General features: G+C 73.1%; 13 protein-coding genes and 1 pseudogene. 7 read left to right on the plus strand and 7 right to left on the minus strand.

The window, feature by feature from the left end; genetic code table 11:
- The first annotated feature begins 5 nt into the window (after window positions 1-5).
- The 4 genes from ACSHWO_RS24055 (at window position 6) to pulA (ending at window position 10,016) form a co-directional block, all read left to right on the plus strand.
- Window positions 6-1,613 (plus strand): glycoside hydrolase family 13 protein, encoded by a 1,608-nt coding sequence (locus ACSHWO_RS24055; protein ID WP_438314788.1) that lies wholly within the window; start codon window positions 6-8, stop codon window positions 1,611-1,613.
- Window positions 1,601-2,620: a LacI family DNA-binding transcriptional regulator gene (locus ACSHWO_RS24060; RefSeq protein WP_361096959.1), complete on the plus strand. Its 1,020-nt coding sequence runs from the start codon at window positions 1,601-1,603 to the stop codon at window positions 2,618-2,620. Before ACSHWO_RS24055 ends, ACSHWO_RS24060 begins: the two co-directional genes overlap by 13 nt.
- 256 nt (window positions 2,621-2,876) lie before the next feature.
- Complete coding sequence (locus ACSHWO_RS24065) at window positions 2,877-4,589, plus strand: carbohydrate-binding module family 20 domain-containing protein (RefSeq protein ID WP_438314791.1); 1,713 nt, start codon at window positions 2,877-2,879, stop codon at window positions 4,587-4,589.
- An 87-nt stretch (window positions 4,590-4,676) separates the two neighbouring features.
- Entirely contained in the window at window positions 4,677-10,016 is a 5,340-nt protein-coding gene (pulA, locus tag ACSHWO_RS24070; protein ID WP_438314794.1) for a pullulanase-type alpha-1,6-glucosidase, read from the plus strand.
- On the opposite strand, the gene ACSHWO_RS24075 is transcribed toward pulA, so the two are convergent.
- The 4 genes and pseudogenes from ACSHWO_RS24075 to ACSHWO_RS24090 all read right to left on the minus strand — a co-directional run bounded on the left by ACSHWO_RS24075 (window position 10,003) and on the right by ACSHWO_RS24090 (window position 13,353).
- Window positions 10,003-10,539, minus strand: coding sequence for a GNAT family N-acetyltransferase (locus ACSHWO_RS24075; protein ID WP_361097015.1), 537 nt, complete (start codon window positions 10,537-10,539; stop codon window positions 10,003-10,005). The genes pulA and ACSHWO_RS24075 overlap by 14 nt on opposite strands.
- Window positions 10,540-10,563: 24 nt before the next feature.
- On the minus strand, window positions 10,564-11,331 hold the full coding sequence (locus ACSHWO_RS24080; protein ID WP_438314797.1) for a TetR/AcrR family transcriptional regulator: 768 nt from the start codon (window positions 11,329-11,331) through the stop codon (window positions 10,564-10,566).
- A 76-nt stretch (window positions 11,332-11,407) separates the two neighbouring features.
- Complete coding sequence (locus ACSHWO_RS24085; protein WP_438314800.1) at window positions 11,408-12,478, minus strand: PDR/VanB family oxidoreductase; 1,071 nt, start codon at window positions 12,476-12,478, stop codon at window positions 11,408-11,410.
- Window positions 12,475-13,353: pseudogene (locus ACSHWO_RS24090) on the minus strand (metal-dependent hydrolase). Before ACSHWO_RS24090 ends, ACSHWO_RS24085 begins: the two are co-directional and overlap by 4 nt.
- A gap of 130 nt (window positions 13,354-13,483) precedes the next feature.
- On the opposite strand from ACSHWO_RS24090, the gene ACSHWO_RS24095 reads away from it, so the two are divergent.
- On the plus strand, window positions 13,484-14,392 hold the full coding sequence (locus ACSHWO_RS24095) for an NmrA/HSCARG family protein (RefSeq protein WP_438314803.1): 909 nt from the start codon (window positions 13,484-13,486) through the stop codon (window positions 14,390-14,392).
- Window positions 14,393-14,504: 112 nt separating this feature from the next.
- Here the strand turns inward: ACSHWO_RS24095 and ACSHWO_RS24100 are convergent, their stop codons facing one another.
- The 3 genes from ACSHWO_RS24100 to ACSHWO_RS24110 all read right to left on the minus strand — a co-directional run bounded on the left by ACSHWO_RS24100 (window position 14,505) and on the right by ACSHWO_RS24110 (window position 18,110).
- The gene (locus ACSHWO_RS24100; RefSeq protein ID WP_438314806.1) at window positions 14,505-16,502 is read right to left on the minus strand and encodes a hypothetical protein; all 1,998 of its coding nucleotides are present in this window, start codon (window positions 16,500-16,502) and stop codon (window positions 14,505-14,507) included.
- 133 nt (window positions 16,503-16,635) lie between these two features.
- Window positions 16,636-17,436, minus strand: a complete 801-nt coding sequence (locus ACSHWO_RS24105; protein WP_361096983.1) for a tyrosine-protein phosphatase — start codon at window positions 17,434-17,436, stop codon at window positions 16,636-16,638.
- An 83-nt stretch (window positions 17,437-17,519) separates the two neighbouring features.
- A complete protein-coding gene (locus ACSHWO_RS24110; RefSeq protein WP_438314809.1) occupies window positions 17,520-18,110 on the minus strand; it encodes a rhomboid-like protein in 591 nt (196 codons plus the stop codon).
- A 74-nt stretch (window positions 18,111-18,184) separates the two neighbouring features.
- Here ACSHWO_RS24110 and ACSHWO_RS24115 point away from each other — a divergent pair, with 74 nt between their 5' ends.
- Together ACSHWO_RS24115 and ACSHWO_RS24120 are read left to right on the plus strand one after the other, a co-directional pair.
- A complete protein-coding gene (locus tag ACSHWO_RS24115) occupies window positions 18,185-19,048 on the plus strand; it encodes a hypothetical protein (RefSeq protein WP_438314812.1) in 864 nt (287 codons plus the stop codon).
- Window positions 19,049-19,140: 92 nt separating this feature from the next.
- Entirely contained in the window at window positions 19,141-20,697 is a 1,557-nt protein-coding gene (locus tag ACSHWO_RS24120; protein ID WP_438314815.1) for a PepSY-associated TM helix domain-containing protein, read from the plus strand.
- The last annotated feature ends 103 nt before the right edge of the window (window positions 20,698-20,800 follow it).

Genomic DNA, 20,800 nt, shown 5'->3' on the forward strand with positions numbered 1-20,800 from the left:
ACGTCATGACCCAGCACCTCGCCGAAACACTCCCCACCGCCACCGGCACTGCGCCCGGCTGGTGGAGAGAAGCGGTGATCTACCAGGTCTATCCGCGCAGCTTCGCCGACTCCAACGGAGACGGCATGGGGGACCTCGAAGGCATCCGCAGCAGACTGCCCTACCTCAAGGAGCTGGGCGTCGACGCCGTCTGGCTCAGCCCGTTCTACGCCTCCCCGCAGGCCGACGCCGGCTACGACGTCGCCGACTACCGGGCCATCGACCCCATGTTCGGCACCCTGCACGACGCCGACGCCGTGATCCGCGAAGCCCACGAACTGGGCCTGCGCATCATCGTCGACCTCGTCCCCAACCACTGCTCCGACCAGCACGAATGGTTCAAGCAGGCACTGCGGGAAGGCCCCGGAACGCCGCTGCGCGAGCGCTTCCACTTCCGGCCCGGGCGCGGGGAGAACGGGGAGGAGCCCCCGAACGACTGGGAGTCCATCTTCGGCGGTCCGGCCTGGACGCGGGTCGCGGACGGGGAGTGGTACCTGCACCTCTTCGCCCCCGAGCAGCCCGACTTCAACTGGGACCACCCGGCCGTGCAGGACGAGTTCCGGTCCGTGCTCCGGTTCTGGCTCGACCTCGGCGTCGACGGCTTCCGCATCGACGTCGCGCACGGCCTGGTCAAGGCGCCCGGACTGCCCGACCTCGGCCGCGACGAGCAGCTGAAGCTGCTCGGCAACCAGGTCCTGCCCTTCTTCGACCAGGACGGCGTCCACGAGATCTACCGCGCCTGGCGCAAGGTCCTCGACGAGTACGCCGGGGACCGCATCGGCGTCGCCGAGGCCTGGACGCCCAGCGCCGACCGCACCGCCCTCTACGTGCGCCACGACGAACTGCACCAGGCGTTCAACTTCCACTACCTGACCACCGACTGGAACGCGGACGCCCTGCGCGCCACCATCGACGACTCGCTCGACGCGATGCGTCCCGTCGGCGCCCCCAGCACCTGGGTGCTGTCCAACCACGACGTCGTCCGGCACGCCACCCGGTTCGGTGAGGGCGACGCGGAGGCGGGGCTGCGGCGGGCGCGCGCCGCAGCGCTGGTCATGCTGGCCCTGCCCGGCTCGGCGTACGTCTACCAGGGCGAGGAGCTCGGCCTGCCCGAGGTCGTCGACCTGCCGGACGAGGTGCGCCAGGACCCGTCGTTCTTCAAGGAGAACGGGCAGGACGGCCTGCGCGACGGATGCCGCGTGCCGATCCCGTGGAGCGGCACCGAAGCCCCGTACGGCTTCGGCGACGGCGGGAGCTGGCTGCCGCAGCCCGCGGAATGGGCCGCGCTGAGCGTCGAGGCGCAGACCGGCGACCCGGCCTCCACGCTGGAGCTGTACCGCAGCGCGCTGCGGATCCGGCGGGAGAACACCGACCTCGGCGCCGGCGACGCGGTGGAGTGGCTCCCGGCACCGGAGGGCGTGCTGGCGTTCCGGCGGGGCGCCTTCGTCTGCACCGCCAACACCACCGCGGAGCCGGTCGCGCTGCCCGCACCGGGCACGGTCCTGCTCGCCAGCGGCGAGCTCACCGAGCCGGGCGTGCTGCCCGCCGACACGGCGGTGTGGTGGCAGGGGTGACCTCCCCGCTCCGGCTGACGGACATCGCCGCGCAGGCCCAGGTCAGCGAGGCGACCGTCAGCCGGGTCCTCAACGGCAAGGCGGGCGTCGCGGCCGGCACCCGGCACAGGGTGCTGGCCGCGATGGACCTGCTCGGCTACGAACGGCCCGTGCGGCTGCGCAGGCGCAGCAACGGGCTCGTCGGGCTGCTCATACCCGAGCTCACCAACCCGATCTTCCCTGCCTTCGCCCAGGTCATCGAACAGGCGCTGGCCGGACACGGGTACACGCCGGTGCTCTGCACGCAGACGCCCGGCGGGGCCACGGAGGACGAGCTCGTCGAGCAGCTGGAGGAGCGCGGGGTCACCGGCATCGTCTTCCTGTCCGGGCTGCACGCGGACGCGCTCGCCGATCCCGCCCGGTACCAGCGGCTCAGCTCGCGCGGGGTGCCGTTCGTGATGATCAACGGGTTCAACGAGCACGTGAACGCACCCTTCATATCCCCGGACGACCGGGCCGCCGCCGAAATGGCCGTACGGCACCTGGAAGACCTCGGGCACCGGAAGATCGGGCTGGCCATCGGGCCGACCCGGTACGTTCCGTCGGCCCGCAAGGAGCAGGGGTTCACCGCGGCGGTGCCGGGGGCGGAGGCCGACGGGCTCATCCAGCGCACCCTCTTCACCGTCGAGGGCGGGCACGCCGCGGGCGGCGCCCTGCTCGACCGCGGCTGCACCGGCATCGTCTGCGGCAGCGACCCGATGGCGCTCGGCGTGATACGCGCGGTGCGGGAGCGCGGGCTGCGGGTGCCCGAGGACGTCTCGGTGGTGGGGTACGACGACTCGCCGCTGATCGCGTTCACCGATCCGCCGCTGACGACGGTGCGGCAGCCCGTGCGCGCCATGGCGACCGCTGCGGTCGGGGCGCTGCTGGAGGCCGTGGGCGGTACGCCGGTGCAGCGCACCGAGTACGTGTTCCAGCCGGAGCTGGTGGTCCGCGGGTCCACGGGAACGGCGCCGCGCGGGGACTGAGTTCCGGACGGGTAGCGCGGTGCGGGCCCGGCCCGCACCGCACCACGAGTTCCCCTTGGTCGGGGGTGGATGGGCGGCTGGGATCTCCCGGCCGCCCATCGTCCTTTCACCGGTGCCGGCCAACAGGCGGGGCCCGGTGGGGAGATGGCCGCCAGGAAACAATTCTGCAATCTCTTGCGCAAGCTCTTGCAACAGTCTGGTGTCGGCCCCTACGGTCACTGCAATCCCCCCACCTCTTCCGCCAGGAGGGCCCCACATGTCTGTCAGAGCTGCCAGACCTGCCAGAGCGAGCGCCGCCGGGCTCTTCGCCGTCGCCGCGCTGGCCGCCGCCACGCTGACCGCGCAGGCCCCGCAGGCCGTCGCCGCGGCGCCCGGCGACAAGGACGTCACGGCCGTGCTGTTCGAGTGGCGCTTCGAGTCCGTGGCCCGGGCGTGCACCGAGACCCTGGGGCCCGCCGGGTACGGGTACGTCCAGGTGTCACCGCCGCAGGAGCACATCCAGGGGCCGCAGTGGTGGACCTCGTACCAGCCCGTCAGCTACAAGATCGCCGGTCGGCTCGGGGACCGGGCCGCGTTCAAGGCGATGGTCGACACCTGCCACGCGGCCGGGGTGAAGGTCGTCGCCGACTCCGTCATCAACCACATGGCCGCCGGTGACGGCGTCGGGACCGGTGGCAGCGCGTATACCAAGTACGCGTACCCGGGGACGTACTCCGGCGCCGACATGGACGACTGCCGGGCCGAGATCACCAACTACCAGGACCGCGGCAACGTCCAGAACTGCGAGTTGGTGCACCTCGCCGACCTGGACACGGGCGAGGACCACGTGCGGGGGCGGATCGCCTCCTACCTGAACGACCTGCTGTCGCTGGGCGTCGACGGCTTCCGGATCGACGCCGCCAAGCACATGCCGGCCGCCGACCTCGCCGACATCAAGTCACGGCTGACGAATCCGGGCGCCTACTGGAAGCAGGAGGCCATCCACGGGGTCGGCGAGGCGGTGTCGCCGAGCGAGTACCTGGGCAACGGCGACGTCCAGGAGTTCCGCTACGCGCGGGACCTCAAGCGGGTCTTCCAGGACGAAAGACTCGCCTACCTGAAGAACTTCGGCGAGGGCTGGGGCCACATGCCCTCCGGCAGCGCCGGGGTCTTCGTGGACAACCACGACACCGAGCGCGTGGGCGACACGCTCACCTACAAGAACGGCGCCGACTACACGCTGGCCAGCGTGTTCATGCTGGCCTGGCCGTACGGGTCGCCGGACGTGCACTCCGGGTACGAGTGGACCGACAAGGACGCCGGGCCGCCGAACGGCGGGCAGGTCACCGCGTGCTACCGCGACGGCTGGAAGTGCCAGCACGCGTGGCCGGAGATCTCCTCCATGGTCGGCTTCCGGAACGCGGCGCGCGGGCAGGGCGTGACCAACTGGTGGGACAACGGCAACGACCAGATCGCGTTCGGTCGGGGCGGCAAGGCGTTCGTGGCCATCAACCACGAGGGAGCCGCTCTGACGCGGACCTTCCAGACGTCGCTGCCGGCGGGCGACTACTGCGACGTGCAGAGCGCAAGGATCGTCTCCGTCGGGGCGGACGGCACGCTCACCGCCACGATCGGGAGCAACGCGGCGCTCGCCGTCCACGTGGGCGCGCGGAACTGCGGGAGCCCGGCGAGCACCCCGGCCGGTGCCTCGTTCGGTGTGAACGCCACCACCGTGCCCGGACAGGACGTCTACGTCACCGGGGACCGTGCCGAACTGGGGAACTGGAGCCCGGCCGGTGCCGTGAAGCTCGACCCCTCCGCGTACCCGGTGTGGAAGCTCGACGTGACCCTTCCGCCCGGCACGGCGTTCTCGTACAAGTACGTCCGCAAGGACGCCGCCGGGAACGTCACCTGGGAGAGCGGTGCCAACCGCACCGCCACCGTTCCGGCGAGCAACAAGGTCGTTCTCAACGACACCTGGCGCAACTGACGCCCCACAGACCAGGGCCGCCCGGCACCCAGTAAGGGACCCCGCCACCGCCGGGCGGCCCTCTTCACGTAACCAAGGAGAGCCGCCTTGATACGCCCTGCCGCAGGAGTCCTCGCCGCCGCACTGGCCGTGACGCTCCTGCCCGCCCTGCCCGCCGAGGCCGCCGGAAGACCCCCGGGCCCGCCGTCGGATTCCAGACTGGCCGCCGAGCCCGCGCGGCACGACCTCACGCGGGAGCAGTTCTACTTCGTCCTCCCGGACCGGTTCGCCAACGGCGACCCCCGCAACGACACGGGAGGCCTCAGCGGCGGCCGGCTGCAGACCGGCCTGGACCCGACGGACAAGGGGTTCTACCAGGGGGGTGACCTCAAGGGGCTGACGGACCGGCTCGACTACATCAAGGGGCTGGGCACCACCGCCCTCTGGATGGCGCCGATCTTCAAGAACCAGCCGGTGCAGGGCAGGGGCGACGACGTCTCGGCCGGCTACCACGGCTACTGGATCACCGACTTCACGCAGGTGGACCCGCACTTCGGGACCAACGCCGACCTGTCGAAGCTCGTGGAGAAGGCCCACCAGAAGGGGATGAAGGTCTTCTTCGACGTGATCACCAACCACACGGCCGACGTCGTCGACTACCGGGAGCAGTCCTACGGCTACCTGTCGAAGGGGGCCTTCCCGTACCTGACGAAGGACGGCGTCCCCTTCGACGACGCCGACTACGCGGACGGCAAGCGCCCGTTCCCCGCCACCGGAACCCCGTCCTTCCCCCGCACGCCCTTCGTGCCCGACGAGAAGAAGAACCTCAAGGTGCCGGCGTGGCTCAACGACCCCGCCATGTACCACAACCGGGGCGACTCCACCTTCGCCGGCGAGTCCTCGGAGCAGGGCGACTTCTTCGGGCTCGACGACCTGTGGACCGAGCGGCCCGAGGTCGTCAGCGGCATGGAGAAGATCTACGAGAAGTGGGTCAAGGACTTCGGCGTCGACGGATTCCGCATCGACACCGTCAAGCACGTCAACACCGAGTTCTGGACGCAGTGGGCCACCGCCCTGGACAAGTACGCCGCCAAGCAGGGGCGCAAGGACTTCTTCATGTTCGGAGAGGTCTACTCGGCCGACCCGGCCGTCACCTCGCCCTACGTGACGCGGGGCCGGCTGGACGCCACCCTCGACTTCCCGATGCAGGACGCCATCCGCGCGTACGCCTCCCAGGGCGCGGCCGCCGGCCGGCTGGCGGGAGTCCTCGCCGAGGACTACCGGTACACCACGGACAAGGCCAACGCCTACGAGCAGGTCACGTTCCTCGGGAACCACGACATGGGACGGTTCGGCACCTTCCTCAAGCAGGACCGGCCCGGCGCGAGCGAGCAGGAACTCCTGGACCGGTACCGGCTCGCCAACGAGCTGATGTTCTTCTCCCGCGGCAACCCCGTCGTCTACTCCGGCGACGAGCAGGGATTCACCGGAGCGGGCGGCGACAAGGACGCCCGGCAACCCCTCTTCGCCACGAAGATCGCCGACTACCTCGACGACGACCAGCTCGGGACCCCGCGCACGCACGCCAGTGACGCGTACGACCAGCAGCACCCGCTCTACCGTCAGGTCGCCGCACTGTCCAAGCTGACCCGGGAACACCCTGCGCTGCGCGACGGCATCCAGAGCGAGCGGCTGGCGGACGGTCCGGTCTACGCCTTCGCCCGCACCGACGCCCGCACCCGGACCGAGTACCTCGTCGCCGCCAACAACGGCACCGAGTCGCGGACCGTCGAGATCAACGCCCCCGCCGGCGCCCAGTACCGCACCCTGTACGGCGGCACCGCGCTCGTCCGCGCCTCCGCCGCCGGCAGGCTGACGGTGGTCGTGCCCGCCCTCGGGTCCGTCGTGCTGCGGGGTGTCGAGCCGCTGGCCGGCGCCGCCTCCAAGCCCGCCGTGACCCTGAAGGCACCCGCTGCGGGCGCCGCCGGGACCGTCCGGGTCTCCGCGGACGTCAGCGGCGGCGGGCTCAACCGCGTCGTGTTCGCCGCCCAGGTCGGCAACGGCCCGTGGCAGGTGCTCGGCTCCGCCGACCACGCCCCGTACCAGGTCACCCAGTACGTCAACGCCCCGGTCGGCACCCCGCTGCGATACAAGGCCGTGGCCGTCGACTCCGCCGGACGCACCGCGAGCGCCCTCGGCGACACCGTGGCCGGACAGCTCCCGCCCGTGGGCGTCCCCACGGCCACGCAGCGCGACTACGCCGTCGTCCACTACCGGCGGCCCGACGGCGACTACACCAACTGGCGGCTCTACGCCTGGGGGGACATCGCCGACGGGGAGACCACGCCCTGGCCCGCCGGGCACGACTTCGTCGGTCGGGACGCGTACGGCGCCTTCGCCTGGGTCAAGCTCAAGCCCGGCGCCTCCTCCATCGGGTACCTCGTGATCGACAAGGACGGCAACAAGGACGTCGCCGCCGACCGCACACTGGACGTGACGCGCAGCGGCGAGGTCTGGGTGGAGCAGGGCAAGGAGGCCGCACAGACCGAGCGGCCCGCCCAACCGCCGCAGGACCAGGGCAAGGCCGTACTGCACTACAAGCGGGCCGACGGCGCCTACGACGGCTGGGGCCTGCACGTGTGGACCGGGGCCGCGAACCCCACCGACTGGGCCAAGCCGCTGGCGCCCGCCCGGTTCGACGCCTACGGCGCCGTCTTCGAGGTGCCGCTCGCCGCGGGGGCCGGCTCCCTCAGCTACATCGTCCACCGGGGGGACGACAAGGACCTCCCCTCGGACCAGTCGCTCGACCTGAAGGCGTCGGGGCACGAGGTGTGGATGCTCGGCGGGCAGCCCGCCTACCTGCTGCCGCAGCCCGCGGGCGCGGCAGCCGGGATCGACCTCGGCAAGGCGCAGGCCGTCTGGATCGACCGGGACACCGTCGTCTGGAACGCCCCGGCAGGGGCCGCCTCCGTGCAGCTGCTCGCATCCGCGGAGGGGACGGTCAAGGCCGAGAACGGCACGCTGACCGGGGCGGCGCAGTGGCTGCGGCTGACCTCGACCAAGCTCACCGACGCGCAGAAGCAGAAGTTCCCGCACCTCGCCGCCCAGGCCGCGTTCAGCGTCGACGCCAGGGACCGGGGACGGGTGCGGGACGCGCTGCGGGGGCAGGTCGTCGCCTCCGCCCGGGCCGCCAACGGGGCCGTGCTGGCGGCCACCGGTGTGCAGCTCGCCGGGGTCCTCGACGACCTGTACGCCACGCAGGCCGCGCTCGGACCCGTCTTCGAGGACGGCCGGCCCTCGCTGTCGGTGTGGGCGCCGACCGCCCGCAAGGTCGAGCTCGAACTCGACGGCCGCGTCCTGCCCATGCGGCGCGACGACGCCACCGGTGTCTGGTCGGTGCGGGGCGAGCGGTCCTGGACCGGGAAGCCGTACCGCTACGCCGTGACCGTGTGGGCGCCCGCAGCCCGGCAGACAGTGCGCAACGTGGTGACCGACCCGTACTCCACCGCGCTGACCGTCGACTCCACGTCGAGCCTGGTGGTGGACCTCGCCGACCCCAAGCTGGCCCCGCCCGGCTGGCGGCAGCTGCGCAAGCCCGCCGCGGTGCCGTTCACCTCGGCGCAGATCCAGGAACTCCACGTCCGGGACTTCTCCGTCGCCGACCCCACCAGCAAGCACCCCGGCCAGTACCTGGCCTTCACCGACCGCGACTCGGCCGGCATGCGGCACCTGCGCGACCTCGCGGCCGCCGGGACCTCGTACGTCCACCTGCTGCCGGCCTTCGACATCGGCACCATCCCCGAGAAGCGGGAGGACCGCACCGAGCCCGCCTGCGACCTGAAGGTCTACGCACCCGACTCCGAGCAGCAGCAGGCCTGCGTCGCCGCGGCGGCGGCGAAGGACTCGTACAACTGGGGCTACGACCCGCTGCACTACACCGTCCCCGAGGGCTCGTACGCGAGCGACCCGAACGGGACGGCCAGGACCGTCGAGTTCCGCAGGATGGTGCAGGGACTCAACGGGGCCGGCCTGCGGACCGTGATGGACGTCGTCTACAACCACACCGTGGCCGCCGGGCAGGACGGCAAGTCCGTCCTGGACCGGATCGTCCCCGGCTACTACCAGCGGCTGCTGGCCGACGGCAGCGTCGCCACGTCGACGTGCTGCGCCAACACGGCCCCCGAGAACGCCATGATGGGCCGCCTCGTGGTGGACTCCGTCGTCACCTGGGCCAAGGAGTACAAGGTCGACGGCTTCCGCTTCGACCTGATGGGCCACCACCCGAAGGACAACATCCTCGCCGTGCGGCGGGCCCTCGACGCCCTGACGGTGGAGAAGGACGGCGTGGACGGCAAGAAGATCATCCTGTACGGGGAGGGCTGGAACTTCGGCGAGGTCGCGAACGACGCGCGGTTCGTCCAGGCCACGCAGCTGAACATGGCCGGGACCGGGATCGCGACCTTCTCCGACCGGGCCCGCGACGCCGTCAGGGGCGGAGGCCCCTTCGACGAGGACCCGCGCGTCCAGGGCTTCGCCTCCGGGCTGTTCACGGCACCGAACGGGTCCCCCGCCAACGGGACCGCCGCCGAGCAGCGGGCGCGCCTGCTGCACGACCAGGACCTGATCAAGGTCGGCCTGTCCGGGAACCTCGCCTCCTACACCTTCACCGACACCGCGGGACGCCGGGTCAAGGGCTCCGAGGTGGACTACAACGGCGCCCCCGCCGGATACGCGGCCGCGCCCGGCGACGCCCTCGCCTACGCCGACGCCCACGACAACGAGACGCTCGCCGACGCCCTCGCCTACAAGCTGCCCCAGGGCAGCCCGGTCGGCGACCGGGCCCGGATGCAGGTGCTGGCGATGGGCGTCACCGCGCTCTCCCAGGGGCCCGCCCTGTCGCAGGCCGGGACCGACCTGCTCCGTTCGAAGTCCCTGGACCGCAACTCGTACGACAGCGGTGACTGGTTCAACGCCGTCCACTGGGACTGCCGCGACGGCAACGGCTTCGGCAGGGGCCTGCCGCCGGCCGCGGACAACCGCTCCAAGTGGCCGTACGCCAAGCCGCTGCTGACCGGGCCCGCCCCCGGCTGCGCGGAGATCACCGGCGCCTCGGCCGCCTACCGGGACCTGCTGAGGATCCGGACCACCGAACCCGGCTTCGGACTGGGCACGGCCCGGGAGGTACAGGACGCGCTCGCCTTCCCGCTCTCGGGGAAGGACGAGACCCCCGGAGTGATCACCATGACGCTGGGCCGCCTGGTGGTCGTGTTCAACGCCACGCCCGACGCCCAGGAACAGCGGATCCCCGGCCTCGCCGGAACCGGCTACACCCTGCACCCCGTGCAGGCCGCCGGCTCCGACGCGGTCGTGAAGCAGTCCTCGTACGACGCGGAGAAGGGAGAGTTCCGCATCCCCGGCCGTACGATCGCGGTCTTCACACGACGCTGAGCCGGTCGAGGCGCTTCTCCAGCAGCACCACCCCGTAGACGCGGCCGTCCTTGCCCTTCTTGCGGGGGAACTCCCCGACCACCCGGTAGCCCGCGTCCTGGTAGTACGCGAGCAGCCGGGGGTTGGTGGAGACGCAGTCCAGCCGCGCCCGCGGCAGACCGGAACCGGCGATCCGGCGCTCGGCGTGTTCGAGCAGCCGCCGGCCGGTCCCCGCGGGCGCGGTTCTGCGTTCCACCATCAGCCGGTGCACGTAGCCGGCGACCGGAGGCTGCACGCCCCAGGCGTCCTCGTCCGACCACCACAGCTCGTACGCCCCGGTGATCCGCCCCCCGGCGTCCCCCGCGAGCCACACCTCACCCTCGCGCATCCGCTGCGTGAAGTGCGCGACGTCCTTGTCCCCGGGCGTCCACTGCTCGATCCCGTTCTTCTGCATCCACTGGGCGGCCCGGTCGAACAAGGCCGCCAGCGCGGCGGCGTCCTTCTCCACGGCCCGCCGGAACAGGATCCCTTCGTCATCAATGATCACGCGCGTATTATCACGCGATCATCAGTGCGGGTCCGGCTCCGGTTCCGGTGTCGGTTCCGGTGTCGGTTCCGGTGTCGGTTCCGGTGTCGGGTCCTGTGCCACGGGGACCAACGCCGCGAGGCGGCCCACCAGTTCGCCGAACGGCCCGTCCGCCGGCTCGCCCGCCAGGATCCGCGCCATGATCCCGGCCATCTCGGCGTCGTACGCGGCACTCACCGCGGCCAGCGCCGCGAAATCGTGCACCAGCTGCAACTCCAGTTCGGCACGCGGGATCTCCCGGCCCTCCAGCCAGATCAACGCCGTGGACTCGGCCAGCGACACCCACGACCGCACCACCAGCGCCAGCCGCGCCGGCGGCCTCTCGATCCCGAGGTGCTTGACGATCTCGTCGTACGCCGCCTGCCGGACCTCGTCGATCATCGCGTTGGTCCGCGTCGAGCCGACCGCCGGCCCCCCGCGCATCAGCGCGGAGAAACCGGGCCCGTGATCCTCCACGAACGCGAAGAACCGGCCCATCACGCGCAGCAGCCGCGCCCCGAGCGGACCCTCGTGCGGTTCCACGAACCGCTGCGCCAGATCGTCCGCCGCGCGGCGCAGCGCAGCCTCGTAGAGGCTCAACTTGCCGGGAAAATAGTGGTAGACGAGCGGCCGCGATATACCCGCCGCCGCTGCGATCTCGTCGATCGACACATCGTCGGGAGACCTGTTGCTGAACAGCTCCAGGGCCACCCCGATGAGCTGCTGCCGCCGCTCCTCGACACCCATCCTGCGTCGCACCCCGGTTGTCATGCGGACACCCTACTTCGCCCCCGGGCGACCGGCCGTCCCCGGACGTCCTCACATACCCGCAGGTCCGGGGCGGTCCTTACAGGTCGAGGAGCAGACGGTCCCCCTTCGCGCGCGACACGCACAGGAGCATCGAACCCTCCCGTTCCCCGTCCGTGAGGAGCTCGTCGCGGTGGTCCACCCCGCCCGCCAGGACCCGTTGCCGGCAGGTCCCGCAGAAGCCCTGCTCGCAGGAGTACGGGGTGTCCGGCAGCACCCGGCGGACCGCGGCCAGGGTGGATTCGCCGGGACCGACCTCGACCGTACGGCCCGAGCGGGCCAGGTCGACGGTGAAGGGCCGGGCCTCGGCGGGGGACGCGGACGGGGAGAACGCGGACGGGGAGAACCGCTCCAGGCGGACGGCCCCGGGGTCCGGGACGGCGGCGAGGACCGCGGTCATCAGGGGCTCCGGGCCGCAGCAGTAGACCAGGGCGTCCGGGGCGGTACCGGAGAGCAGCCCGGCCAGGTCGGGCAGGCCCGCCTCGTCCTCCGGGACCACGGTGACCCGGTCCCCGTACCCGGCGAGTTCGGGCAGGAACGGCATCGAGGCCCGGGAACGGCCCCCGTACAGCAGGGACCAGTCCGCCCCGGCGGCGGTGGCGGCCCCGAGCATCGGCAGGACCGGGGTGATGCCGATGCCGCCCGCGACGAAGACGTACGCGGGCGCGGGCTCCAGCGCGAAGCGGTTGCGCGGCGGGCGGAGCTCCAGCTCGGCGCCCTCGACGAGTCGGGCGTGGGCCTCGCGGGAGCCGCCGCGGCCGTCCTCGACCAGCCGGATCGCGATCGTGTACCGCCCGGTGTCGGCGGGGTCGCCGCACAGGCTGTACTGGCGGACCCGGCCGGAGGGGAGCGTGACGTCGACGTGCGCGCCCGGCGTCCAGGCCGGCAGCTCCGGGGACTCCACGGTCAGCCGGACCACCCCCTGCGCCGGTTCGGTGCGCGACACGATCCGGGCGCGCAGACGGCGGCGCGGCGAGTACCCGGAGACCGGGGTCTCCAGGGCGGGCAGCGGCCAGAGGGGCGAGCGGGATATGCGCCGGCGCAGGGCGCGCTTCGCCAGCCACGCGGCGCCCGCGAACGCCGTCAGGGTCAGGGTGCGGCTGCTGCTCACGGTCGGACACCGCCGTTCGCGCCGGGGGAGGAGGCCAGGTAGGCGGCTGCCTGGGCGGTGGACCCCTCCTGGGACGGGTGGTAGGTGCGGGAGAGGTAGGTCGGGATCGACCTGACCATCGCCCCGGTGGACGGCAGCGTGCCCTGCTGCCCGGCCCGGAAGAACTGGCCGAACGAGGCCCTGGCGTCGGGCAGGTGCGGGTCGTTCTCCATGAAGAAGCGGGTGCCGCGCTGCCAGAGGAAGACGAGGGCGGCGAAGGCGGTGGCCCAGGTCCGGACCCGGCGCCGGTAGCCGCCGTCGACGTGCATGAACAGGTCGAAGGCCACCGAGCGGTGCTCGACCTCCTCCGCACCGTGCCAGCGCAGCAGGTCGAGCATCATCGGGTCGGCGCCGCGCCGGTCCAACTCGTCGGCGTTCAGCACCCAGTCGCCGAGGAACGCCGTGTAGTGCTCGATCGCCGCGATCATCGCGACGCGCTCCATGAGTCACCAGTGCCGGGCCCGGCCGGGCGGCAGGGTGCGGTCACCGAGCAGCTTCTCGAAGAGCCAGTCCACCTGGGCGGTGTACGGGGTGGGGTCCAGGCCGAGCCGCTTGAGGTGGGGGAGGACGTCGTCGTGCGCGGCGGCGTGCATGGCTTCCTGGCCGATGAAGCCGATGACGTCCGCACGGAGCTGCTCGTCCCTGATGTGCGGGAGCACCTGCTTGTAGACGTGCACGAACCAGCGCTCGCCGGCGGGCAGGAGCAGGTGCAGCACGTTGATGGTGTGCGTGGCGAAGGGGTCGCCGGGCAGCCAGTGGAGCGGGGTGTCCTCCCAGCCGAAGGACACGTTGCGCGCCTTGAGCCCGGTGCGTTCCGACAGCGGCTTATTAGACATGGCGTCAATGTACTGACGTGAGGAGGGGTTGGGAATCCCTTCTCCGTCCGCTAGTCTTCTGCGTAGCGCAGTTAATGCGCAACGCAGAGAGTGTGTGACGCCGGGTCATGCGCCGCTGCCGTTCGACCTCATGGGGGAAACCGTGCTCACCGTCGCCGTCACCGGAGCCACCGGAGCCCAGGGCGGGGCCACCGCCCGAGCCCTGATCGCCGCGGGCCACCACGTCCGCGCACTCACCCGCGACCCCGCCTCACCCGCCGCTGAGGCCCTGCGCCACCTCGGAGCCGACGTGCGCCGCGCCGACTTCGACGACCGCGCCTCGCTCGACGCCGCGCTCACCGGGGCGGATTCGGTCTTCGCGGTCACCACCCCGTTCGGCACCGACATCGCCACCGAGACCCGGCAGGGCCGCACCCTCGTCGACGCGGCGGCGGACGCCCGCCTCGGGCACATCGTGTTCACCTCCGCGGCCCACGCCGACCGCGGCACCGGCATCCCGCACTACGAGAGCAAGCACCTCATCGAGCAGCACCTGCGGGCCGCCGGAGTGCCCTGGACCGTGCTCGGCCCGGCCGCCTTCATGGACAACCACGCCACCGGCTGGAGCCTCGACGGTCTGCGCGAGGGCTTCTTCGCCTGGCCCATGCCCGAGGACCGTCCGCTCACCCTCATATCCGTCGCCGACATCGGCTCGTTCGCGGCGCTGGTCCTCGGCCGCCGCGCCGAGTTCGCCGGCCGCCGCATCGACCTCGCCGGCGACGAGCTCACTCCCGCCCGGATCGCGGAGGCCCTCGCGGCCGCCGCCGGCCGTCCGGTCATCCACCAGGAAGTGCCGCTCGCGCAGGTCCGCACCTGGTCCGAGGACCTGGCCGCCATGTTCGCCTACTTCACCACCCACGGGCTCGACGTCGACACCGCCCGGCTGCGACGCGAGCACCCCGAGGTCGGCTGGCACACGTTCGCCGACTGGGCCGCGGGGCAGGACTGGCCCGCGCTGCTGTCCGGCTCCCCGGAGCCCGTGGGAGGAGCACACTCCTGAACGCCCGCCGCAGCCGGGGTGCCTGTCGCTGCCGGGGACCCCGTCGATGTCGGGGAGGGGGAATCCGCCGGTGCTGGGGAGCTCGCCCGTGCAGGGGAGGGGAGGTGGGCTGCTACTGGCCCAGGGCCTTGGCCTTCGTGCCGTCCGTGAGCTTGCCCGAAAGCTCGACCAGGGCGCCCGCCGGTGCCTTCACCGCCAGGCGGTTGCCCGCCGCCGAGCCGTTCACCCCGCCGCCCGACGCCGACAGCGACGCGAACTGCGCACTGCCCGCCGCCAGGGCGTACCACTGGCCCGCCTTCGACTTCCACAGCACGCCCGCCAGCACCCGCGGCTCCCGCGGGCCGCACGCCGGCGAGCCCTCCGCCTTGGCCGTCTGCGCGGCCAACGGGGCGCCAGGGGTCAGGAACTGGGCCTGGACCCGGTCCTGCACGCCCGCCCAGGTCTCCGCCCGCGTGCACAGCCAGGTCGCCGTGCCCTCGCCCTCGGGAAGCTGCTGCTTGGCGTACGTCCAGGCGTTGACCGTCCGCACACCGGCGGAGCGCACCGACGGCAGCAGGCAGGCGATCCGCGACCAGTCGCTGAGCTCCCCGCCCTCCGCGACGTCCCGCTCGGCACCCGGCGCGCCCGCGGTCAGCCGGGCCGGGGTCAGCTCGCCCAGGTCCGTCACCAGTCGGGTGGCGCCCTCGCCGGTCAGCGACAGCGCGTTCCAGCCGGTGCAGTTGCCCCCGGGGGCGGGGCTCGGCACCGGCGGTGTGACCCCGTCCGGACCCAACTTCAGCGGAACGGTGGCCTCGCCCGGCTTCAGCAGGTCCCGCAGGCCCACCCCCGACGCCCACGGCGCGATCAGGTAGCGGACGTTCCCGTCGACCCGGCTCAACACCAGCCCCGCGGCGGTCTCCGCCGACGCCCCGTCCGTGCGCGCGAAGTCGAGGGCGGCCACCGCCGTTCCGGCGCGCGGCTCGGCGTACCGGACCACGCGCAGGCCGTCGTACAGCAGGACCACCACCGCCTGGTCGACCGTGCCCGCGAACAGCAGCTGCGGCGGGCCCATCGGCGGCCCGGGCGGGGTGCCCGGCGTGGCCGAGGCGACGACCTGCTTGCCGGGCCGCGCCCACACGGCCAGCGCCCGGCGCAGCAGCCCGGTGTCGTTCACGCGGTCGCCGCGGGCAGGCCAGGTCGAGAAGCCCGTACGGGACGACGTACGCCACAGCGTCGGGGTGACCCGGATCAGCTTGGCCGGATCCATGGCCTGCTCCACGGCCTCGTTGCGCGCGTACGGCGGGGCCGCGGCCCCGTCCGCGCCCCAGCCGCCGCCCGGCAGCGCCAGCAGCACCCCGCAGACGGCGAGGGCGGCCCCGGCGGCCAGCGCGGCCCGCCCGAAGCGGCGGCGACGCAGCAGATCGGTGGGCCGCGCCTGCAGCACGCACGGATCGAACTCGGGGGAGGCGAACAGCCGGTCATGGGCCGGATCCCCGGACTCCGCGACCGCCGCCTGCGGGTCGGCCACCCCGGCCGCGGCGAGCACCCGCAGCACCTCCGGCTCCGGCAGCCGCTCCAGCGCCCGCAGTACGCAAGCGGCCCGGCCCGGCCCGTCGAGCGTGGCGAGCCACTGGTCCAGGGCCAGTTCCTCGGCCCCGCCGGACCGCGGGAACAGCCGCAGCCCCCACACCTGGGGGAGCGGCGCGGGCAACTGGGACCGCTTGGGCAGCGCCCGGAAGGTCAGCGGGACCCCCGCCTCCAGGGCGGAGCGCAGCACCTGCAGCCGGACGTACGCGTACCCGCGGTCGGCGCCCGGGCCCGTGCCGCCGCCACGGTGATCGCCGCGGTGACTACCGCGGTGGTTGCCGGGGTGGTCGCCGCGCTGGCCCGGGACGCCGCGCCGCCGCCCCCCGGCCGCGGCCTTCCCGCCGGCCCGCCTCCCGCGCGGCAGCGCGCGCTGGGCCAGCGAGTGGGCGGTGAGCACGCGCCGGTGCCGGCCCAGGGAGGGCGGCAGCACCAGGTAGGCGAGCCGCACCAGCCGTGGGTAGTGCTCGACGATCGCGGCCTCGGCCTGCTCGACGTCGGGCGTCGAGGGAGACGGGGGGCGGGTGGCGGTGTCCGGCGCAGTCACGTTCAGCTGAACGAGCGAACGGCCGGATGGTTACCGCCCCCTGATCACACGTTCGGGTCGAATGGCGGGGCTGAAGGCGGGTCCGGGCCGTGCGGATCAGGGGGCGGCGGTCCGTAGGGGCTCGGGGCGGGGGTCAGGCCGCCAGGCGGGCGCGCAGGGCCTCGACCGTCTCGTCGGAGACGCCGAGCCCCTCGCGGACGTACTTCTCCATCGAGCCGTACCGCGTGCGGACCTCGTCCAGTGCCGCCTCCAGGTACTCGGGGAACACCCCGATCAGCGCCAGCGCGATGTCCGGGTTCCCGCCGGCCATCGTGAAGCCCTCGATCATGCGTGCGAAGGCCTGCTTCACCGCCGGATTCACCGCCAGGTACTCGGCCATCAGGGTGTCGTCGTCCGCCCCGAGCAGCGCCAGGACGATCGTCGCGCCCCAGCCGGTGCGGTCCTTGCCGGCCGTGCAGTGGAACAGGACCGGGCCCGCCTCCGGGTCCGCCAGCTCGGTGAGCAGCATCCGGTACGCGGCCTGCGCGGAGGCCGTGTGCACGAACGCCCGGTACGTGTCCGCGAACAGGGCCTGGATCTTGCCGCCGCCCAGGTGCTCCTCCGCGACCACCGGGTCCGACAACAGGTCCTTGAGCTGCGTCGCCGCCGGCACCTGCCCGGAGTTCAGCTTGTCCGACAGAACGTCGCCGATCAGGTGGCGCACGCCCTCGGGTATGCGGTCCGGGTGGTCGGCGCGCTCGGCGACGGTGCGGAAGTCGATGACCGTGCGCAGGCCCAGCGCGGCCACGGCCGGGTCGGTGTCGACGTCGAGCCGGTCGAGCTGGCCCGAGCGCAGCACCAGGCCGGGCCGGACGGTACGGCCGCCGGCGAGCGGCGTACCGCCGAGGTCGCGGAGGTTGGCGACGGTGGTGGACGGGGTGGCGGTGGCGGTCATCGTGGCGGCTCCATCGGTCGGCGGGTGCGCGTGGCGCGAAGAGGTGATGGTGATCGGTCCGGGCTTCAGGTCATCGTTTCGAGTCATCCGATTTTCGGACGATTCGTCCCGGATAGGTAATCGAAGACGAGGGAGACCCCCACACCGACACCCAGGGCCACCAGGTGCCCGGCGTCCGTGAAGGTCCGCTCCCGTCGCAACAGCGGCTGCGCCGCCACCGCCAGCAGTCCGACCCGGGCGGCCGTACGGGACCGGCCCCGCGGAAGCGCCGAGGTCAACGCCCCGAGCACGGCGTTGAAGCCATAGCTGGTGCCCACGTCCAGGGCCCGCCGGGTCTGCGGACCGGCCCGCCCGCGCAGCACCCCGTAGACCATGAGGGTCGCCGTGACGTGCCCGAACAGGAACACCGCCGCCGTCCACCACACCCCGTACGCGTACTCCGCGTACCCGAGGACGGCGACCAGCAGCAGCGCGTACGGCAGCGGCATGGGCTCCTCGACCACGACGGCGCTGCTCAGCAGCGTCTCCCAGCGCCCGGCGGAGAGGTTGTCGACGTTGGTCGAACAGTCCCGCAGGACCTGCTCGCGGTCGACCGGGCCCAGCCGTTCCAGGGCGTACGCCCCGAGCTGGACCCCGCCCGCGTACACCGCGCCGGCTATCGGCGGCCTTGGCATCGGATTCACCCGACCATGATCGGATACCACCCTCCGGTGCACCGAGGCGGGGCCTGTGGCAGCATGATCCGGCCATGTCAGAAAGCCCAGCGCCGATACGCGCCGCACGAGCCGCGATGTTCGCGGCGGTGTGCACGGCCCTGGGCGCCGCGGGACACGCCCACATGTCCGGTACGGACGTCCCGCCGCTGGGCCTTCTGGGTGCCTTCGCCGTCACCGGCGGCCTCGCCTGGCTCGCCGCCGGGCGGCGCCGGGGGCCCGTGGGGATCGGCGCGGCGGTGCTCGCCGTGCAGGGCGTCCTGCACCTGGTCTTCTCCGGGACCCAGGCCACGAGCGGTAGCGGTGGCCCCGGCGCGAGCCGCACCGGTGGTCTCTCCGGTCACGCCGCCCACCAGGCGCACCACGCCCACCAGGCCGACCACGCCCTACGGCACCTGCCCGAGCCCGTGTCCGTGCCTGTGCCCGGACATCACCACGTGGAAGCCGCGCTGAGCGGGGCGGACGCGGTCAGCGGTGCGGGCGGGGCGTCCGCCGGCATGCCGGGCACGGCCGACATGGCCGGAGCCACTGGAGGTCCCGCCGGGCCGGCCGCCGACCTCCTCGCGATGGCCGGAAACGGCGGCCTCGGCATGATCGCCGCCCACGTCCTCGCCGGGCTGCTCTGCGCCGCCTGGCTCGCCTGGGGCGAAGCCGCCCTCTTCCGGCTCGTCGCCGCCCTAGGCGCCACCGCCCTGCTCGCGGCCCGTCCCCTCGCCCGCGCCCTCGCCCTGGTGCGGGCCCGCGCCGTCCTCGTGCCGCGCCCTCCCGTCCGGCGGCCCTCGTACGCGCCCCCGCGCAGGCTGCGCGGAGCCGTGCACGCGCACACCCTCGTGCGGCGCGGGCCGCCCCGTCGGCGAAGCCTCCACGTCACGGCCCCCGGCCGTCCCGCCTGCGCCTGACCGGCGCACCTTCCGTCCTGCCGTCGTGGTGGGGCGCGCGGCAAGACCCGGGGCCGGTCCACCCCCGTCTTCGCCAACACCTAGGACGACCCATGTCTCTTGACGAGGCCCAAGGCGCCCGTACCCGTACCCGGGACGACGACGCCACCGCCACCGCCGAGGCGGCCGCCGCCAGCACCACCGAGGCGGTCACCGCCGCTGACGCCGCATCCGCCGCTGACACCGCCACCGCCGGGGCGGCCGGCGCCGCCCCCGCCGCGAAGCCCGGTACCTGGGCCGCGCTGCGGCCGCTGCTGCTGCGCATGCACTTCTACGCGGGCATCCTGATCGCCCCGCTGCTGTTCCTCGCCGCCGCCACCGGGCTCCTCTACGCCGGCTCCTGGCAGGCCGAGAAGATCATTTACGCCGACGAGCTGACCGTCGACCAGGTCGGCGAGAGCACGGTGCCGCTCAGCACCCAGGTCTCCGCCGCCAAGGCCGCCGAGCCCGGCGGCAAGGTCGTCGCCGTCTGGCCCGCCCCCGACGCCGAGGCGACCACCCGCGTGATCATGGAGGCCCCCGGTCTCGCCGAGGGCCAGACCCGCACCGCCTTCGTCGACCCGTATACGGCCCACGTCAACGGCGTGCTCACCACCTCCGGTGACGCACTGCCCGTGCGCGCCTGGCTCAGCGAGTTCCACTCCAGCCTCCAGCTCGGCGAGTTCGGCCGGAACTACAGCGAACTCGCCGCGAGCTGGCTGTGGGTGGTCGCCCTCGGAGGCCTCGCCCTGTGGACCGGCCGGCGCCGCTCCCGCAAGGCGCAGCTCGTCCTGCCCGACCGCAAGGCCACCGGCCGCCGCAAGACCCTCTCCTGGCACGGCGTCGTCGGCCTCTGGGCCGTCACCGGGCTCGTCGCCCTCTCCGCCACCGGCCTGACCTGGTCGAAGTACGCCGGCGAGAACATCGGCCAGCTCCAGGACCGCCTCGGCGGCGCCACCCCGAACGTCTCCGCCACGCTCACCCCCGGCGGGGGCGCCACCGACGCGGGCGGCGAGCACGCCGGCCACGTCATGACCGAGGACATGGAGATGCCCCCGGCGCCGGCCACGGCCGACATCGGCATCGACAAGGCCGTGGCCGCCGCCCGCGCCGCGGGCGCCACCGAGAACCTCCAGGTGACGCTCCCGGCCAAGGGCAAGGGGTACGTGGTCAAGGAGAAGGACAAGGAGTTCCCGGTCCACCTGGACACCGTCGCCGTCAACCCCGCCGACGGCAGGGTCATCGACGTCCTCTACTTCTCCGACTACCCCGCCCTCGCCAAGCTGACCCGGTTCGGCATCGACCTCCACATGGGCCAGACCTTCGGGCTCGCCAACCAGATCGCGCTGGCCGCCCTCGCCGTCGCCCTGATGTTCCTGATCTTCTGGGGCTACCGGATGTGGTGGCTGCGCCGGCCCACCAAGGACCGCACCCTCTCCGCCGGCCGCGCCCAGCCGCGCGGCGCCTGGCGGAAGGTGCCCGTGGGCATGCTGCTGCCGCTGCTGGCGGTGACCGCGGTGGTCGGGTGGTTCGTACCGCTGCTCGGCATGAGCCTCGTGGCGTTCCTGGCGATCGACGTGCTGCTCGGCGCCGTCGCGGTGCGCCGCACCGGGACGCCGACCGCCGGGTGACGTCCCGTCGAACGCGGCCCTGAGCGAGCCGGGTGGGCCCGTACTCCACGAGGGAGTACGGGCCCACCGTCGTAGTCGTACTCGGGGGCGCACTCAGAGGACG

It is taken from the genome of Streptomyces pallidus (ex Mingjun et al. 2026) (assembly GCF_051550185.1).
Classification (GTDB): domain Bacteria; phylum Actinomycetota; class Actinomycetes; order Streptomycetales; family Streptomycetaceae; genus Streptomyces.

What these genes read in the sequence shown, in the direction of transcription:
- ACSHWO_RS24115 (WP_438314812.1), top strand. Translation starts at nt 18,185, where the DNA reads ATGTCAGAAAGCCCAGCGCCGATACGCGCCGCACGAGCCGCGATGTTC.
- ACSHWO_RS24095 (WP_438314803.1), top strand. Translation starts at nt 13,484, where the DNA reads ATGGGGGAAACCGTGCTCACCGTCGCCGTCACCGGAGCCACCGGAGCC.
- ACSHWO_RS24110 (WP_438314809.1), bottom strand. Translation starts at nt 18,110, where the DNA reads ATGCCAAGGCCGCCGATAGCCGGCGCGGTGTACGCGGGCGGGGTCCAG.
- ACSHWO_RS24055 (WP_438314788.1), top strand. Translation starts at nt 6, where the DNA reads ATGACCCAGCACCTCGCCGAAACACTCCCCACCGCCACCGGCACTGCG.
- ACSHWO_RS24080 (WP_438314797.1), bottom strand. Translation starts at nt 11,331, where the DNA reads ATGACAACCGGGGTGCGACGCAGGATGGGTGTCGAGGAGCGGCGGCAG.
- ACSHWO_RS24120 (WP_438314815.1), top strand. Translation starts at nt 19,141, where the DNA reads ATGTCTCTTGACGAGGCCCAAGGCGCCCGTACCCGTACCCGGGACGAC.
- ACSHWO_RS24105 (WP_361096983.1), bottom strand. Translation starts at nt 17,436, where the DNA reads ATGACCGCCACCGCCACCCCGTCCACCACCGTCGCCAACCTCCGCGAC.
- ACSHWO_RS24065 (WP_438314791.1), top strand. Translation starts at nt 2,877, where the DNA reads ATGTCTGTCAGAGCTGCCAGACCTGCCAGAGCGAGCGCCGCCGGGCTC.